Origin of the sequence: Embleya australiensis, assembly GCF_051903075.1 — a bacterium.
Classification (GTDB): domain Bacteria; phylum Actinomycetota; class Actinomycetes; order Streptomycetales; family Streptomycetaceae; genus Embleya.
On record NZ_CP182423.1, the window covers coordinates 1,011,829 to 1,028,941 of the forward strand.

The 17,113-nt window shown below is 71.1% G+C and carries 13 protein-coding genes; 7 read left to right on the plus strand and 6 right to left on the minus strand.

Annotation, left to right across the window (positions count from 1 at the left end):
- Positions 1-24: 24 nt before the first annotated feature.
- From ACMXN5_RS34635 to ACMXN5_RS34645, 3 genes are all read right to left on the minus strand, one after another.
- A complete protein-coding gene (locus ACMXN5_RS34635; protein WP_380027661.1) occupies positions 25-267 on the minus strand; it encodes an acyl carrier protein in 243 nt (80 codons plus the stop codon).
- Positions 268-313: 46 nt separating this feature from the next.
- Positions 314-1,582 carry a cytochrome P450 family protein gene (locus tag ACMXN5_RS34640; protein ID WP_439678857.1) on the minus strand — a complete coding sequence of 423 codons (1,269 nt, stop codon included), beginning with the start codon at positions 1,580-1,582 and terminating at the stop codon, positions 314-316.
- Positions 1,583-1,649: 67 nt separating this feature from the next.
- On the minus strand, positions 1,650-3,047 hold the full coding sequence (locus ACMXN5_RS34645) for a cation:proton antiporter (protein WP_439678858.1): 1,398 nt from the start codon (positions 3,045-3,047) through the stop codon (positions 1,650-1,652).
- 404 nt (positions 3,048-3,451) lie between these two features.
- Between ACMXN5_RS34645 and ACMXN5_RS34650 the strand changes: the two genes are divergently transcribed.
- The 5 genes from ACMXN5_RS34650 to ACMXN5_RS34670 all read left to right on the plus strand — a co-directional run bounded on the left by ACMXN5_RS34650 (position 3,452) and on the right by ACMXN5_RS34670 (position 8,453).
- The gene (locus ACMXN5_RS34650; RefSeq protein ID WP_439678859.1) at positions 3,452-4,921 is read left to right on the plus strand and encodes an MFS transporter; all 1,470 of its coding nucleotides are present in this window, start codon (positions 3,452-3,454) and stop codon (positions 4,919-4,921) included.
- Positions 4,918-5,382 carry a MarR family winged helix-turn-helix transcriptional regulator gene (locus ACMXN5_RS34655; RefSeq protein WP_439678860.1) on the plus strand — a complete coding sequence of 155 codons (465 nt, stop codon included), beginning with the start codon at positions 4,918-4,920 and terminating at the stop codon, positions 5,380-5,382. The genes ACMXN5_RS34650 and ACMXN5_RS34655 overlap by 4 nt, the downstream gene beginning before the upstream one ends.
- A 152-nt stretch (positions 5,383-5,534) precedes the next feature.
- Positions 5,535-6,854: a serine/threonine-protein kinase gene (locus tag ACMXN5_RS34660; protein ID WP_439678861.1), complete on the plus strand. Its 1,320-nt coding sequence runs from the start codon at positions 5,535-5,537 to the stop codon at positions 6,852-6,854.
- A gap of 82 nt (positions 6,855-6,936) precedes the next feature.
- Complete coding sequence (locus tag ACMXN5_RS34665) at positions 6,937-7,095, plus strand: hypothetical protein (protein WP_439678862.1); 159 nt, start codon at positions 6,937-6,939, stop codon at positions 7,093-7,095.
- Between the two features lie 101 nt (positions 7,096-7,196).
- Positions 7,197-8,453: an SLC13 family permease gene (locus ACMXN5_RS34670; protein WP_439678863.1), complete on the plus strand. Its 1,257-nt coding sequence runs from the start codon at positions 7,197-7,199 to the stop codon at positions 8,451-8,453.
- Between the two features lie 45 nt (positions 8,454-8,498).
- On the opposite strand, the gene ACMXN5_RS34675 is transcribed toward ACMXN5_RS34670, so the two are convergent.
- Together ACMXN5_RS34675 and car are read right to left on the minus strand one after the other, a co-directional pair.
- Entirely contained in the window at positions 8,499-9,413 is a 915-nt protein-coding gene (locus tag ACMXN5_RS34675; RefSeq protein WP_439678864.1) for an aromatic prenyltransferase, read from the minus strand.
- Between the two features lie 198 nt (positions 9,414-9,611).
- The gene (gene car, locus ACMXN5_RS34680) at positions 9,612-13,160 is read right to left on the minus strand and encodes a carboxylic acid reductase (protein WP_439678865.1); all 3,549 of its coding nucleotides are present in this window, start codon (positions 13,158-13,160) and stop codon (positions 9,612-9,614) included.
- 261 nt (positions 13,161-13,421) lie between these two features.
- Here car and ACMXN5_RS34685 point away from each other — a divergent pair, with 261 nt between their 5' ends.
- On the plus strand, positions 13,422-14,195 hold the full coding sequence (locus ACMXN5_RS34685) for a TIGR03084 family metal-binding protein (RefSeq protein ID WP_439678866.1): 774 nt from the start codon (positions 13,422-13,424) through the stop codon (positions 14,193-14,195).
- A 90-nt stretch (positions 14,196-14,285) separates the two neighbouring features.
- On the opposite strand, the gene ACMXN5_RS34690 is transcribed toward ACMXN5_RS34685, so the two are convergent.
- Entirely contained in the window at positions 14,286-14,588 is a 303-nt protein-coding gene (locus ACMXN5_RS34690) for an SH3 domain-containing protein (protein WP_439678867.1), read from the minus strand.
- Positions 14,589-14,803: 215 nt separating this feature from the next.
- Between ACMXN5_RS34690 and ACMXN5_RS34695 the strand changes: the two genes are divergently transcribed.
- On the plus strand, positions 14,804-17,047 hold the full coding sequence (locus ACMXN5_RS34695; protein WP_439678868.1) for a protein kinase domain-containing protein: 2,244 nt from the start codon (positions 14,804-14,806) through the stop codon (positions 17,045-17,047).
- Positions 17,048-17,113: the final 66 nt, after the last annotated feature.

Sequence of the window (17,113 nt, forward strand, 5' to 3'; positions counted from 1 at the left end):
TGCGCCCCCTCGGTCGGCCGGCCGCTACCAGCCCGGCGTCGCGTCGAGTACCTCGTACACACCGCGCAGGTTGACCATGCGCGGCACTTCGGACTGGGCGATCACCACGTCGAATCGCTTCTCCAGTCCGGCGAGGATCTCGATCAGATTCAGCGAGTCGGCCTCGTGGTCGTCGACGAATCTGCTCGTTTCGGTGACCTCGGACCGGTCCAGCTCCAATAGTTCGCAAACGAGGTCCGCGACCTGGCCCCGGCGTTCGTCGTCCATGTGTGCCCCTCTTCCGTCCCGACCCCCGATGCGGGCGGGTTTGCCGTCATCCGGCCGTACCGGAGCCCGGTACGGCGCTCGTCGTGGGTTGCCGCCCCAGGCGTACGGGCAGGTCCACCAGGCCGTGCATGACCACGCTCGGGCGCCGGCGCAGTTCGCCGACGGGGACCGCGAGCGTGATGTCGGGGAAACGTTCGACCAGCCGGCCGAGGGCGACCTGCGCCTCCATGCGGGCCAGCGCGGCTCCCAGGCAGAAGTGCATGCCGTGCCCGAAGCTGAGGTGGCCGGTGATCCGCCGTTCGATGTCGAAGGCGTCCGGGTCCGGGATGTGCGCGTCGTGGTTGGCCGCGCCCAGCGCCAGCAGCACGAGGTCGTTCGTCGCGATCGGGGAGCCGTGGATGCTCATCGGTTCCGCCGCGTATCGCCAGGTGGTGACCGGGGCCGGCGAGTCGTAGCGCAGTGTTTCCTCCACCGCCGCGTCCACCAGTTCCGGCCGCTCGCGCAGTCGCGCGAACTGGTCCGGGTGCTCCAGGAGTGCCAGCAGCGCGCTGCCGAGCAGGTTCACCGTCGTCTCGTGGCCGGCGATCAGCAACAGGCAGGCCATCGACACCAGTTCCAGCGGGGTGAGCCGGTCGCCGGTGTCACTGGCCTCGACCAGGTCGGAGAGCAGGTCGTCGCCCGGCGCGGAGCGTTTGGCGGCCATCGTCTGCGCGAGGTAGCCGCCCATGGCCGTGGTGGCCCGGCGCAGTTGGTCGCGCGAGGAGGAGCCCACGACGACGGTCGACCAGGCGCGGAAGGAGCGCTGGTCGGCGCGCGGAATGCCGAGCAGTTCGCAGATGACCGTGAGGGGCAGCGGGAAGGCGAAGGCGTCGATGAAGTCGACGCTCCCGTCCGCGGCCCGCACGACCATGGCGTCCAGCAGTTCGTCGGTGAGTTGCCGGACGAGCGGGCGCAACCGTTCGATGCGGCGCGCGCTGAAGCCCTGCGCCACCAGCTTGCGCAGCCTGGTGTGCTCGGGCGGGTCGCTGTTGAGCATGTCGGTGGCGACCATCTCGCCCACGTGCGATCCGTCGAGCCCGGGCGGTGTGGCCCGGTCGATGATCGCCCGCAGCCGGGCCGAGTCCTTGCACAGGCGCCGGTCGGCGAGCGCGGCGGAGACCTCCGCATGGCCCGTGACGACCCACACCGGAATACCGCTCGGAGTATTCGCGCGATGTATCGGACCCACCCGGCGCAGCTCGGCGAATACGCGGTAGGGATCCTGCATATAGCGGTCGCTGAATAGACCGTGCTCGTGCACCGATTCGATCGTCACGACGCCCTCCTTTCCTCCGGTTGCCGTCTTCGGTCGCCGTCTTCTGGGCGCCGCCGAATTACGCGTCTCATCGCTCGGGTTCGATTTTCCCCGGGGAGTGAAAACGGCCGGACAATGGCGTGTCCTCCGGTGATGGGGATCGACCGTACGGGACGGTATCGACATTGACAATGTCCACGGTCGGACGGACGCCGACCGGTCGTGGATCCGGTCGAAAGCCCAGGCGTCCCAGCAGCGGTCCGGTCATGAGCGTGGTCACCAGGGCCATGATCACCATGGCGGTGAACATGCGCGTGTCGAGCACGCCCAGCCCGAGACCCACGTTCAGGATGACCAGTTCGGTGAGTCCGCGGGCGTTCAGCAGCACGCCGAACGTGAGCGCCTCGTGCCCCGACGCGCCGGACAGCCGGGCGGCGACGGCCGCTCCCACGAACTTGCCCGCACACGCCACCAGGACGACGGCGACGACCATCACGAGGCCGCGCCGGCCGAGGCTGCCGAGATCCACCGACAGACCGGTGACGGCGAAGAAGACCGGCAGCAGGAACAGGCCGGTCTGGTCGATGCGTTGGGCGACCTCGGGGGCCCGCTCCTCGACCTCGCGGCGCGGTACCACCACCCCGAAGGCGAAGGCGCCGAAGACGGCGTGCAGCCCGATCACGTTGCCGGCCCAGGCGGACAGCAGCACGCCGGTGACCAGCACGGCGTGCAGGAGCGCGCCGCCGGCCGAACCGTGCCCGGATGCCGTCAGCCGGCGCAGTCCGGGGCGCACGATGTAGCCGAGGACCAGCAGGAACAGCGCCGTCTCCAGCGCCATTCGGATCAGCGGCCAGGACCCGCCGGCGGTCGCGACCATGACGATCACGGCCAGTACGCACCACGCGAGGAAGTCCTGGATGGCGGCGCAGGCGAGCGACATCGCGCCGATGCGGCTGTGCTGCATACCCCGTTCCTCGATGATCCTGGCGAGCACGGGGAAGGCGGTGATGGACATCGCCGTGCCGAGGAACAGGGCCGGTGCGAGCATGCCGTCGGTGTCGAGGCGGGACGTGTCGTACCAGGGGTAGAGCAACACCGCCAGCCCGGCTCCCAGCAGGAACGGCAGCGTCACGGAGGCGAGCGACACCGCGGTGACCCGGCGACCGGTCCCGCGCAGGTGCGATGCGTCCAGCCGATGGCCGATGCCGAACATGAAGAGCACCAGGCCCAGTTGCGACAGCGCCTGGAGAAGCGGCCGGGTGTCCGCCGGGAACAGCGTGTCGGTGGGATCGCCCGGGAGCAGGCCCAACACGCTCGGCCCCAGGGCGAGCCCCGCGACGATCTCCCCGACCACCGCCGGTTGTCCGACCCGGCCGGCCAGTCGGCCGAAGACGAAGGCCGCCGCGAGGATCAGGGCGAGCCCCGCGAACATGCTCCCGGTGATCGCGTCCGCGGAACGGGCGGCGAGGAAATGGGTTTCGGACAAGGTCGGCTCTCCCCCGATTCTGAATCCACTGAACGACAGGAACGACGATTCGCCTCCGACACGGGTTGACTACGGCCGGGAATATCCGGCGTGGCGAATCCCGATGCTCGTACCTCGTACCTCATACCTCGTATCGCGCACTTCTCGACCGGCCATGCGGGAGAAACGCCGTCGATATCGGGTCGTCGAGCGCCACCGCATCAACGTAGAGCGGTCGACGGGCCCTTTCAAGGACCCGGAATTCACCGCGTGACGCGATTTCATCGTCCTGCCGACAGGACAACGCCGCACTCGCCCCGACTCGGGCCCTGCGGTAATGGGCCGCGGTGGAGCGGTTGACCGTCGACCCGGATCGTTGTACAACTATAACGGTTGTAGATCAGTAACGATTGATGGGGTGGTACATGTCGTCGCCCACCGGGATCGGCCGCCGCGAGAAGCTCCTCGTCCTGTCGACCTGTTGCCTGAGCCTGTTCATCGTCGGGCTCGACAACACGATCCTGAACGTGGCGCTGCCGTCGATCCGGGGCGATCTGCACGCCTCGGTGTCGCAGCTCCAATGGACCATCGACGCCTACACGTTGGTGCTGGCCGCACTGCTGATGGTGGCCGGCTCGACGGCCGATCGCATCGGCCGGCGTCGGGTGTTCCAGACCGGACTGGTGGTGTTCGCCGTGGGCTCGGCGTTGTGCGCCGTGGCGCCGGGGCTCGGGTGGTTGATCGCGTTTCGCGTGGTGCAGGCGGTCGGCGGGTCGATGCTCAACCCGGTCGCGATGTCGATCATCACCAACACCTTCACCGAACCCCGCGAACGGGCCCGCGCGATCGGCGCGTGGAGCGCCGTGATCGGCGTCGCCATGGCGCTCGGGCCGATCGTGGGCGGTGCGCTGGTCGACTCGGCCGGCTGGCGGTCGGTGTTCTGGATGAACCTGCCGGTCGCGCTCGTCGCCATCGTGCTCACCGCGCTGTACGTGCCCGAATCCAAGGCCGCGCGTCCCCGGCGGGCGGATCCGGTCGGCCAGGTACTGGTGTTGGTGTTCCTGCTGTCGCTCACCTACACGATCATCGAGGGCCGTGCCCAGGGGTGGACCTCGCCGCTCATCCTCGGCCTGTTCGCCCTCGCCGCCGGCTGCCTGGGGGGTCTGGTGTACCGGTCGCCACGGCGCGTGGAACCGCTGATCGATCTGCGGTTCTTCCGCAGCGTGCCGTTCGCGGGGGCGACCGTGACGGCCGTGTGCACGTTCGCCGCGATGTCCGGATTCCTGTTCCTGAACACGCTCTACCTCCAGGACGCGCGCGGCTGGTCGCCGACCGAGGCGGGTCTGCGTACGCTGCCGATGGCGGTGATGACGGTCGTGTTCGCGCCGATCTCCGGGCGGTTGGTGGCGCGGGTCGGCCCGCGCATACCGCTGGTCGGGGCCGGTGTCGCCATGGCGGCGGGCGCGGCGTTGCTGGTCGGGCTGGCCGAGGACACCTCGACCTTGCGCATGGTCGCCGCGTACGGCGTCTTCGGCGTCGGCTTCGGGCTGGTCAACGCGCCGATCACCAATACCGCCGTGTCCGGAATGCCGCGTGCCCAGGCGGGTGTCGCCTCCGCGATCGCCTCGACCAGCCGCCAGTTCGGCCAGTGCCTCGGGGTCGCGGTGGTCGGCACCACGATCGCCTCCGTGCCGGGCACACCCGGCGGCGCCGACCTGGCCGCCGCGACGCACACCGGGTGGTGGATCGTGCTGGGCTGCGCGGGCGCCGTCGCCGTCCTCGGTATGCTCACCACGGGCCGCCGGGCCCTGCGCACGGCCGAGCGTACGGGCGCGGAACTCATGCCCGCGGCGCCGCCCGCCGGTACGCAGGAGACGACGGACGTGAGGCAATGACCCCATCCCCCGCGCACGACGCCACGAGCGACGCCCCTTCGGATGCCGCCGGGCGAATCTGGCGGGGGATGCGCGTGCTCGTCGTGGAGCGGCACGATCGCCGCCGCGCGGTGACCGAGGCGACCGGGCTGAGCTTCGTCCGGGTCAAGGCACTGCGGCGGATCGCCGCCGGTCCGATGTCGATGCGCGAACTGGCCGGCCGGCTCGCCACCGACAAGCCGTACACGACGCTGGTCGTCGACGACCTCGAACGGCGCGGCCTGATCGAACGCACCGTCCACCCCACCGACCGCAGGCAACGCATGCTGGCGGCGACCCCGGAGGGCCAGCGCCTCGCCCGAATCGCGCGCGACATCCTGGACGAGCCCCCGGCGTCGTTGCGCGACCTGCCGGCGGCGGACCTGGCGGTGCTGGACCGGGTGATCACGGCGCTGGTCGACGCGGACGAGCCGGCGCGGTAGGGGCGCGCCCGCGGCGCGTCGGCCGACCCCCCGAAGCCCAAGTCGTATGCGCGCAGCCGGAATACCTCCGTTTTCGGCGTGCGGGCGCCGGTATGGCGGGGCGAACGGTGGGTAGGAACCCGGGCATTGTCGGGACCGATCGGGGAGAGTGCATGACGGCATTGCCGCGCCGAATACGGCGTCCGCTTCCGCGGAGCGGCGGCATCCTCGACGGTCGATACCGCCTGGGGCAACTGCTGGGCGCGGGCGGCACCGCCGATGTCTTCCGGGCCGTCGATCTGCGGCTGCGGCGCGAGGTCGCGGTCAAGATCTTCCGACCCGGCGTGCCCGCGGTGACGGCGGAACGGTTCTGCCAGGAGGCGGTGTTGCTGGGCCGGTTGACCCATCCGGCCCTGGTCACGGTGCACGACGTGGGTTGGCACGAGAGTTGCACGTATGTGGTGATGCGCCTGATCCGGGGCGTCACCCTGCGGCAGCACATCGTGGACGGCCCCCTGACCGCCGACCGGGTGGCGAGGATCGGTGCGCGACTGGCCTCGGCGTTGGCGCACGTACACGCGGCCGGCATCGTGCATCGGGACGTGAAGCCGTCCAATGTGCTGATCGGCCCCGGCGACACCCCGTACCTGGCGGACTTCGGCATCTCGCGTCTCGTCGACGAGCCCACCCGCTCCTCACCCGGCACGATCGTCGGCACCGTCTCCTACCTCGCGCCCGAGCAGATCCTCGGGCACGGCTCGGGGCCCGCGTGCGACGTCCATGCCCTCGGCCTGGTCCTGTTGGAGGCGCTGAAGGGCGGACGCGAATATCCGGGATCCTCGCTCGACGCCGCCCTGGACCGCTCGCGGCGAGCGCCGTACATCCCGTCCCACGTGCCGGGCGAACTGGCCGCCACGATCGAGGCCATGACACGTGTCGACCCGGCCACCAGGCCCGACGCCGCCGAGTGCGCCCGCCTGCTCGACGCGGCCGCGGCATCGTGCGCGCCCGCTTCGGGCCCGCCGGTCGTCGCGGCCCCCGCCACTTCGGATACCCAGGTGCTGCGCCGGAGACGACGCCGCCTGCCGACCGCGGGCCTGGTCGCCGGCATCATCCTGGGCGCGTCCGGCGCGACCCTGGCGGTCCTCCACCACCAGGCCGGCCCGGACGCGGACAACAGCCGCCCCGCACCGACCACCGCCCCCCTCCCACCCCTCACCCAGCCCACGCCCCCACCGGTCGTACCACCGCCCACCACGGCCACCCCGCCGCCCGCCACGGCCACCCTGCCGCCCTCGACACCCCCCACACGCGCAACCACTCCCCCTCCACCACCGGCCACGACAGTCACCGTCGCCGTCACCGTCCCCGCCCAAGCCCCCTCGTCCGCCGCCGACGCCCCACCCCCGGACAGGGAACCGAGAGGCGACACCAAGCCCAAGGGAGAAAAGCGCACCAAGCCCACCGAACCCCCCGGCAAACCCAACCGGTGAATCCACCCGACGACCGCCGGCGCAAGTACCATCGGCCGTTCGTGATCATCGATGGGAGAACCGCGTGCGGGCAATCGTGGGCGTGACCGTATCCGTGGACCCGAAGCTGGTCTCCGTGCGCGGAACCGACCGAGTCGACATCCCGGCCCGCGCGATCAAGGCCGGCACCACGTTCACCAGCGGCGACCTTGGCGATTCCACCCCGCGCTTCATCGACAACGCGTGGTACGTCGTGGACTGACCCCCGGGTTCGGCTGGAGGGCGAGGGGCCGAGCCGGTGGGGTGTCCCGATTGCGCGGACGTGCCGGATGTCGGTTGGTTCGGGTGGGGGAAGATCGGGCGGTGGATTCCTCGTTGGCGGAGGTCGTCTCCGTCGTGCTGCTTCTGGGCGTGCTCGCGTGCGCCGTCGTTCGCCCGTTCGGCATAACCGAGGCGGTTGTCGCCGTGCCGGCCGCCGGGCTGGTGGTCGCCGTCGGGGCGATCTCGCCCGCGCATGCCGGTGACGAGGCGGCGCGGCTCGGGCCGGTGATCGGGTTCCTCGCCGCCGTGCTGGTCCTGGCCCGGCTGTGCGACGACGAGGGCCTGTTTCACGCCTGCGGGGCGTGGATGGCCCGAACCGCGGCAGGACGCCCGCGTCATCTGTTGGTGCAGGTGTTCGTCGCCGCCTCGGGGATCACCGCGGTGCTCAGTCTGGACACCACGATCGTGCTGCTCACCCCCGTGGTGTTCGCCACCGCCGCCCGGCTCGGCGCCCGCTCCGAACCCCACATCTACGCCTGCACCCACCTGGCGAACACCGCCTCGCTGCTGCTGCCGGTTTCCAACCTCACCAACCTGCTCGCGTTCGCGGCCAGCGGATTGAGCTTCACCCGCTTCGCCGCCCTGATGGTCCTGCCCTGGCTGGTCGCCATCGCCGCCGAGTACCTGGTCTTCCGGCGCTTCTTCGCCGCCGACCTGGACGCCGGCGCGGAGGCGCCGCCCACCTCCGAACCCCGTGAGGTGCCGCTGTTCGCCCTGGTCACCGTGGCCTGCACGCTGGCCGGGTTCGTACTGACCTCCGCGGTCGGCGTCGACCCCGCCTGGGCGGCCCTCGCCGGCGCCGTCGTGCTGGCCGTGCGGGCCCTGGTCCGGCGGCGCACCACGCCCACCGCCATCGTGCGCGCCGCCGCGATCCCGTTTCTGGCCTTCGTCCTGGCCCTGGGCATCGTGGTCCGCGCCGTCGTGGACAACGGCCTCGCCGACGCCCTGGGCCGGCTGATCCCGGACGGCACGGGCCTCGCGGCCCTGTTCGCCATCGCGGCACTGGCCGCGCTGCTCGCGAACATCGTCAACAACCTGCCCGCCGTGCTGGTACTGCTGCCGCTGACCGCGCCGTCCGGGCCCGGCGCGGTGCTCGCGGTGTTGCTCGGCGTCAACCTCGGACCCAACCTCACGTACGCCGGCTCCCTGGCCACCCTGCTGTGGCGGCGCATCGTGCACGAACACGACAGCGAGGTCGAACTCGGCAGATTCACCCGACTCGGCCTGTGGACCGTACCCACCGGCCTGCTCGTGTCGGTGCCGGCGCTGTGGCTCTCCCTCACCGTCATCGGCGCCTGATCCGCTACGGCGTGGCGATGGGACGGGTGGAGGTCTCACGCTCGGTCATACACCCATGATGACGGGGACGGTCATCGGGCTGTCGCAGGCGTGCATCAGTGCGACCAGCCGGCCGCAATAGCTGCGCTCGGCCTTCATATAGCGGCGATTTCCCGCCCCGAACGACCAGGCCACGGCATTCATCTCCGCCTCGTCGTGGGAGGGAACCCGCTCGAAGAACGTGGCCAGTCGGCCGGCGATGTGCGGGAATCGCCCGACGGGAAGCCGAAGAGCATAGACGCCGACGCGCTCGATCCGTCCGGTGTCGATCCGCAGCGTCACCGAGAACGTATACCCGCTCGGCGCCGTGAAGGCGCGCATGTCGCCGAAAGTCAGCGCGTCCGGCCCGACGCTCCCGGACAGCGCGAGCAGTCGCTTCGTCGACTTCGCGTCGATGCCTTCCTCGGTACGGAAGTACAGGTTCGCGGTGCCCTGTTGATAATCCACCGCCACATTCCGCACCACCGTCAGGCCCAGTTCGCGAAAACGGCTCTCGTGCCGGCGGATCGAGTCCGGGATCCCGCGCGCCCCGAGGACCTCCTCCACGGGCCGCCTCCCGTCCAGGTACACCCAGGTCTTGGCCAGGCCCTGCGCCGAATCGAAGTCGCACAGCTCCCTCGACCCCGCGTACAGCGCGCTCCAGGCGCGGATCAGGCCGGCGGCCGGGCTGCGGGCGGGGATGAATCCGGCCCGCTCGGCGATGTGCACGGTGTCGACGGACCGGCGCTCGTAGAAGCGATAGTTCAGCGCGCCGCCGGGCCGGTCGGTGGTGCGCCACAGCACCGCCCCCCGGTGGAAGCTCTCCTCGAACACGTCCAGCACCCGGCGGGTCATCGGTGCGGAGTAGTCGGCGCCCAGGAGGTCGGCGGTCGTTTCGATGTCCGCGAGGAATCGGGACGGAGAAAATTCGATGGTAGACATAATCAGGATGCGCTCCCGGTCCTTGCACAGGAATTGACGAAACCGCGGAGCGGCTATTCACTCACGATCCCATAAATCTCTGCAAGGACATGTCGGTATGTCGCGGAACCCGAATCACATTCAGAGTATCGAGTGCAAAAAGGCCCCCGAATGGCCGAGTTCCGGGCCGGGCCGGGCCGGACGATTATCGACGTGAAATCAGATCAACCCGAGCCGGCGCAGATCCGCCGCATACTTGTCGATCAGCCCGGCGGACAGGTGGGGAATCCCCGGCTCGCCGATCCCCGTCGCCCGGACGGCCCGCGCGAACCGTCCGGCCGGGAGGCGCGAACCGGCCACGGGTTCGGCCGGTTGCCGGAAGGCGTGCAGCAGGGGCAGTACCGAGTACCGACGCCGCGTCTGTGGCAGCGCCCGCAGCGCCGCCTCGAAGCGGGTGAACCAGACGCCGTGGTCGTCGACGCGTTCGATGTCGTGGCCGGTCGCGACGAGCCGGTCGACGAAGGTGTCCAGCGAGATGCCGTCGTCGTGGGGGTTGACGACGTTGTACGTCCGGAAGCCGTCCCCGTCGCGGGCGCCGAGGGTGTCGACGGCCCGCGCCACGAAGTCGACGGGCAGACCGTCGTAGTGCGCGCGCGGCCGTTGGGCCCCGACGTCCCTCCGGTAGAAGGAGGCCGGCGCGATTTTGGTGGCGACCACGCTCAGCATCAGCCGGGTGAACACGTCGGTCACGTTGAGCTGACCGGCGTGGTGCGGATGGGCGAGGATCATGTCCGAGCGCAGCACGGTCACCGGCAGGCCGTACCGCTCGTGGGTCTCGCGCAGCAACACCTCACCGGCCCACTTGCCGGCCGCATAGCCGGTGGCGTACGCGTCCGACAGGCGGCGCTCGGGGCTCGCCTCGCGGATGTCGGCGCTCTCGTCGAGCCGCGCCGGTTCGACTCCGGCGGCCACGCCGGCGCTGGACAGGTAGGTGAACGGCTTGATCCGCCCGGTGAGCGCCAGTTTGATCAGCTCGGCGGTGCCGGCCACGTTGGGGCCGAAGAGCTGGTCGTACGGCAGCACGTGGTTGACCAGCGCGGCCAGGTGGAAGACCCGATCGACGTCCTCGGTCAGCCGCCGCCACGTATCCGCGTCGAGGCCGAGCCGCTCCCGGCCGATGTCCCCGGCGAGCACGTCGAGCCGCCGGGCGGCCAGGTCCCGGTAGCGGCGCGACAGTTCCCCGTCGCCACCGTCGTCGAAGGCGGCATCGAGCCGGCGGCGGGCCTCGGCGTCGTCCCGGCCGCGCACGACGCAGACCAGCCGGCCGCCGGTACCGGCCAGGCGCTCCAGCAGGTCGAGGCATACGAATCGGCCGAGGTAGCCGTTCGCGCCGGTCAGCAACACGGTCCCGGTCGCCGTCGGCCGTAGCGGTGCCGTCGGCCGTGCCGGTGCCGCCGGCGCACGGGCGGCCTTGAGCGTGGCGGCGTCGATGAACCGGTCCGGCGTGAGGTCGACGGCCCGCACCACCTCGCCGCCGGCGCCGTGCACGGAAGCCGCCGAGGGTCGTGCCTCACCGAACTCGCGCACCGCCTCGATATGTTCCGCGATCGCCCACAGCGAGCACGCCGGACCGAGCAGCATGCCGACCGGGACCTCGACCCCGAAGACGTCCCGGAGCAGTTCGGCGAACGCCAGCGCGGACAGCGAGTCGATACCCAGGTCGGTGAAACGCGCGGCCGGATCGGGGTCCCTCACCGACAAGCCCAGGAATGCGCCGGCGGCCCGGCGGACGGCCGCGAGCACCGGTTGCTCGGCGCCGGCCTCGCGCAGGGCGCGCAGTTCGTCCGGCCGCCCGGTCGCCGTCTGCTCGTACAGCCGTTCCAGACGGTCCCCGTAGCGCTCCTTCAACCGGGGTCGGACGTTCTTGCGCAGTTCCGACAGCAGGCCGTTCCCGATGCCGAAGGGCTCGGTCTCCACCAGGAAGTCCCGGGGAACCTCGTAGGGTTCCAACTCGGCCTGCCGCGCGACCCGTTGCAGCGACTCGCCCAGCGCCCGCCGCAACTCGTCGCCCTCGGCCCGCGCCATCGCCTCCTCGGTGGGCACGATCACCGCGAGCAGATGGGCACGCTCGCCGTTGCCGTACACGTAGATCTGCCGCACGAGCGAAGCGGTGGCGAAGATGCTCTCCAGCCGCGAGAGTGCGACGAACTCGCCCTGTGCCAGCTTCAGCACGTCGTTGCGGCGGCCCACGTACCTCAGCCGGCCCGGGCCGGTCTGCTCCATGATGTCGCCGGTTCGGTAGAACCCGTCCTCGTCGAAGACCTCGGCGGTCGTCTCCGGCCGCCCGTGGTAACCGGGGGTGACGAACTCCGACTTGATCAGCAACTCGCCACGTGGATACGGCAGATCGGTGGTGCGGTGGCCCGACTCCGGTACGTCGACGAGCTTGTGGTCGCACACCGCGGGCCGCTGTACGCGGGAGTCGAACAATACGACGCCGGCCTCGGTCGATCCGTAGCTGTCGTGCACGGTCCGGCCCAGGTACGACTCCATGAACCGCGCGAGTTCCGGGGACAACGGCGCACTGCCGCACATCACCCGCAACACCCGGCCGCCGAGGCGGGGCTCGCGGCCGAACTCCTCTTCCTGACCGGAAAGTTCGTGGCGATGCGTCCGATAGAGCATGTCGCAGATGCGTGGCACCAGCATCAGCTGGGTCGGGCGGACGAGCCAAATGTCGTCGAAGAGGGTCGACGCATCGCTCTTCGCGGGGAAGTACGCGGTGCCGCCGTGGCCCAGGGTGTGGAAGAGGACGGTACGGCCCGCCACATGGCTCAGCGGCAGGTACTGGACGGTGATCCACGGCAGCCCGTCGTCCGCCGGAATGCTGCCCATCCACAGGCGTCGAAGCATCCGCTCCGTGTAGATGGCGCCCTTCGGCTCCCCCGTGCTGCCGGAGGTGTAGACGAGCAGCCGCATCGTGTCCGCGTCCGCGTTCGTGTCCGCGTCCTCGTCCGCAGCGGCCGGCCGGCGCGCCGGGGCGGCGGGTGGGAGCGTACGCCCTCGCTCGGTGACGACCGTAAGCGTGTCGATCCCGGTGAGTCCGGCCTCGGCCAGGCGCCTGCGCGCCGCCTCGAAGCGCTCGCGCTGATCGTCGACCTCCGGGTGGTGGTCGAACACCACGAGTCGGGGCTTCGACGTGCTTGCCAACACCAACTCGACGGCGCTGTCCAGGACTTCGATGCCGGCCGCCAGGACCCGCGGCCCGGCCTCGTCGACGATCGACCGCAACCGGGCCACGGGAGCGCTCGACGGCAACGGCACGGACACCGCCGCCGACCGCAGGCATGCCAGGTCGAGCACTGTGTAGTCGACGCCGACGAAGCCGTACACCGCCACGAAATCCCCGGCACCGACCGCACGCCCCGCGTCCCGCGTCCACTCGGCCGCGACCGCGCCGGCCCGTTCCCACAACTGGGCGTAGGTGATCGTGTCGAACCGCGGCAGCAGCTCCAGTGTGGTGCGACCCGATGCCGGATCGAGCACCGTGCGTGTCGCGCGCCGACCGAGGGCGGGACGCCGGGCGTAGGCGTCCATCAGCAGCGCGACACTCCGCACCAGGCTGTCGGCGGAGTCCCGAAACGCGGTGCCGACCGAGGGCACGGGCACGGCGGCGCGCAACTGCGGGTCCTCCGCCACCACATCGGCGGGCTTCGGGAAGCCGGGCGCTTCGGCGTCCCGGTCGCACGTCGCGGAGGACGGGGACACGGCTCACCAACCTTTCGAGAGAGGGGGTCGATTCCACCGAAAGCCTCCCATCGACGCCTCTGTCGCCACGCCGATCCACCCCCGAATGCACCCGACCTGACGAACGGAACCACCCGAAACGACTCCCGTCGGGGTTGACGCGGGACGCACACGCCGTCGCCACCGTCGCCGTCGCCGTCGCCGTCGCCGTCGCCGGACGAAAACGATCGCCATCTACGATGTTTCGGTGGACACATGCCAACAACCGAAAGGCGACGTCGGATGCTGAACTACGGCCTTGACGTGTCCGGTCTGGAACGCGACGTCGCCCTGTCCGACCTGGTGGCCGAGGGAGACGAACTCGACGCCCTCGTAGCGGCGCACGCCGACTGGTCCGACCCCACCCCTGCGGCGGGGTGGACGATCGCCCACCAGATCGCGCATCTTGCCGCGGCCGATACGAACGTCCTCATCGCCATACGGACCCCGGAGGCGTTCGACGCCGTACTGAAACAGACGGAAGCCGCGGGCAGTCGACACGCCGATCTCGAAGCCGCCGCGGGAGCCGCCAAACCACGATCGGTACTGCTCGACGAGTGGCGCGCCGGTCGCGGCGAGGTGGCGGCGGCGCTCCGCGACCTACCGACGGAGCACGGATTTCCCTGGTACGGCTCACAGTTGACCGCGACGCTCATGGCGCCGCTTCGGCTCATGGAGGTGTGGGCCCACGGGCAGGACGTCTTCGATGCGGTGGGCGCCGCACGCCGTCCGACGGATCGACTCCGGCAGATCGCCGCCCTGGGCGTGATCGGACGCGAACTCTCTTTCTATGCCGCCGGGTTGCCGCTTCCGACGGAGCCGTTCCGGGTCGAACTGGCCGGCCCGGACGGCCGAACCTGGACATGGGGTCCGGCGGATGCGGCGCAGCGGGTGGAGGGCGGCGCCCTCGATTTCTGCCTCCGAGTCACCCAGCGCAGGTCCCCGGCCGAGACGGACCTCACGGCAGTCGGTGGGGACGCGCAGGCGTGGCTGGACAACGCCCGCGTCTTCCTCTGAGCAGGCCCCCGATCGCCGGGAACCCCGGGCGACCACCGCCCGGGGTTCCCGGTCGCGGATCCGTGGATCCGTGGATCGGCAGCTCCCGGATCAGCTGACGTACTTGATGGACACCCAACCCTTGATGCCCGACGCCTGGTGCTTGACGTAGTACCACTCGCTGGCCTCGGCGTCACCGTCCCGGTACACGACGCCCTGGCAGTAGACGGTGACCTTCGCGCCCTTCTGGAGCACCCGCAGGATCGGCGTCCAGGTGCCCTTGCCCTTGCGCAGGCTGACGTTGTTGCCGGTGATCTTGGCGGTGTGGTCGCGGAGATCGCGGTAGCACCCCGGGTTGCTCACGGCGGACGCCGACGGCGCGAGCGCTACGCCCACACCCGCGAACAACGACACCGACGCCAGTACAGCCGCAGCGCTCCGACCCATTTTGCTCACTGGCAAATTCCCTTGATCGACATGAGGAACAAGACACACCGATCCTTCCCGCTACCCCACTCGCGCGGATATCCGGTTCGCGCGACACGGCCCCCTCCCATGGGCCGCCGGAGGCCCGCTGCGGCGTGATCTTGGGGTCGGTATCCTGGCCATCGCCGCAGAAGAGGGGAACCATGGAGTTGTCGGGCGCCGCCGATCCGCGGCGGGTCGGACCGTACGCCGTGCTCGGCGTGCTCGGTGCGGGCGGCATGGGCAAGGTGTTCCTGGGTCGTTCGCCCGGCGGCCGTACCGTCGCGGTCAAGGTCGTCCGTCCCGAACTCGCCGACGACCCGGTGTTCCGGGCTCGTTTCGGACAGGAGGTCGCCGCCGCCCGCCGCGTCTCCGGTGCCTTCACCGCCCCCGTCGTGGACGCCGACCCCGACGCCCCGGTCCCCTGGATGGCGACGGTGTTCGTGCCCGGCGTACCCCTGTCCACCGCGGTCGCCCGGTACGGGGCGCTGCCCGCGGCGGCGCTGCGCATGCTGGTCGCCGGGTTGGCGGAGGCGCTCGGCAACGTACACGCCGCCGGCCTGATCCATCGCGACCTCAAACCCTCGAACGTCCTGGTCGCGCTCGACGGGCCGCACGTCATCGACTTCGGGATCTCCCGGGCGGTGGAGGGAACCTCGCACACCCGCAGCGGCGCGGTGGTCGGCTCACCGGGGTACATGTCGCCCGAACAGGCCCTGGCGCGGCTGCTCACCCCGATCAGCGACGTGTTCTCGCTGGGCGCCACCGCGTATTTCGCCGCCACCGGGCTGCCGCCGTTCGGGACCGGCAACGCCGCCGCGCTGATGTTCCGCGTCGCCGGCACCGAGCCGGACCACGCGCCGCTGGCCGGGCTCGACGAGCCGCTGCGCGCGCTGATCCTGCGCTGCCTGGCCAAGGACCCCGCCGAGCGGCCCGAACCGGCCGAGGTGGTCGAGGACATCGAACGCCAGGGCGTCGACGTCGCGGCCGGGAGCTGGCTGCCCGCGCCGCTGACCGCCGACATCATGGCGGTCCGCGCGTCCACCCTCACCGCTCCCCCGCCCGCGCCGATACCCCCGACCCTGCCGTCCCCGCGCACTCCGCCGGAGCCGCCGGCACCACCCACCGCCCGCGCGATCGGTCGCCGCGCCCTGCTCATCGGCGTCGCGGGCACCGTCGCGGTGGCCGGCGGCGTCACCGCGGCCGTCGCGCTGTCGAACCGGGGCGGGGGCAACGTCGAGAACGCCGGCCGCAAGAGCGAGTCCGCCCGCCCCCGTCCGACCGGTACCCCACCCGCCCCCGCCGCCCTCCCGACCACGCCCCTGACCGCTCCCGACGCCGTCGTCCGCAAGATGCGCGACCTCGGCGAGCCGAGCTCGGGTCTCCTCCTGAGCGGCGACGTCCTGGTCACCTTCGGCCTGCTCGACGCGAACGGCCTGGACCTGGACGCCAAGGCCCGTTGGGGGCCGACCGCGGCGAGGATCGAAGGCGTGTCGGCCAGGCATCGGCCGGGCATCGTGCGCAACGGTGTCCTCTACTTCTGCGGCGGTGCCGGCTCCGTCACGGGCCTGCACGCCATGAACGTCTCGACCGGAAAACTCCTGTGGTCGGTGGCGGAGCCGCCCGGCGATCGGCTCCTGCGGGTCGTGGCCGGAATCATGGGCGACACCGTGATCGTCTCCGGCGACCTCCTCGGTGGCACCTCCATGCGGGGTTTCGTGTGGGCCGTGGACGTCCGAAAGCGCGCCACGCTGTGGCAGGAAACCGGCACGGACGTGGCGGCGGTGCTGCTGGTACCGCCCACGACCGAGTCGATGATCCTCGCGGGAGGCGGCGGAATCGGCCGAGACGGCGAGGTCGTCGTGCTCGATCCGGCGACCGGCAGACGCGGCTGGCGCAACCCGGTACCCGGCGGCTCCTTCGGCAGCTTCGCACGGTCGCGGGCGTGCTTCGCGGGCGGCGCGTACGTGTACGCCGGATCCTCGGTCACCGCGGTCGACCCGCTCGACGGCCGGCAGCGTTGGACGTTCCGGACCGGCCGCAACGGCGGCGACACCTTCGGGGAACCGGTCGCGAGCCCGGACGGAAGGACGGTGTACATCACCTGTGCCGTCGGCCTGGTCGCCCTCGACGCGGCCACCGGCGCGCCGAAGTGGGCCACCGCGCCGCAGGAGGGTTCGCTCCGCGAATCCGACTCGGCCGGGATCCGGATCGCGGACGGCAACGTCTACGTGGCGGACGACAGGGCGAACCTCTGGGCGGTGGACGCCGAGACGGGCAGGGGCCGATGGAAGTACGGCGACCCCACCCAGGACGCGACGAACGTCCTGCTCACGGCGGTGGGCGGCGGTCGGGTGTGGGGCGCCAACCGCACCTCGCTGGTGGTCGTCGCCGCGAGCGGGGCGTAGCCGCCGAACCGCCCACACAATCGCCACGACGCGCGCGATCGGCCCGGACGATGCCCGGTCGATATC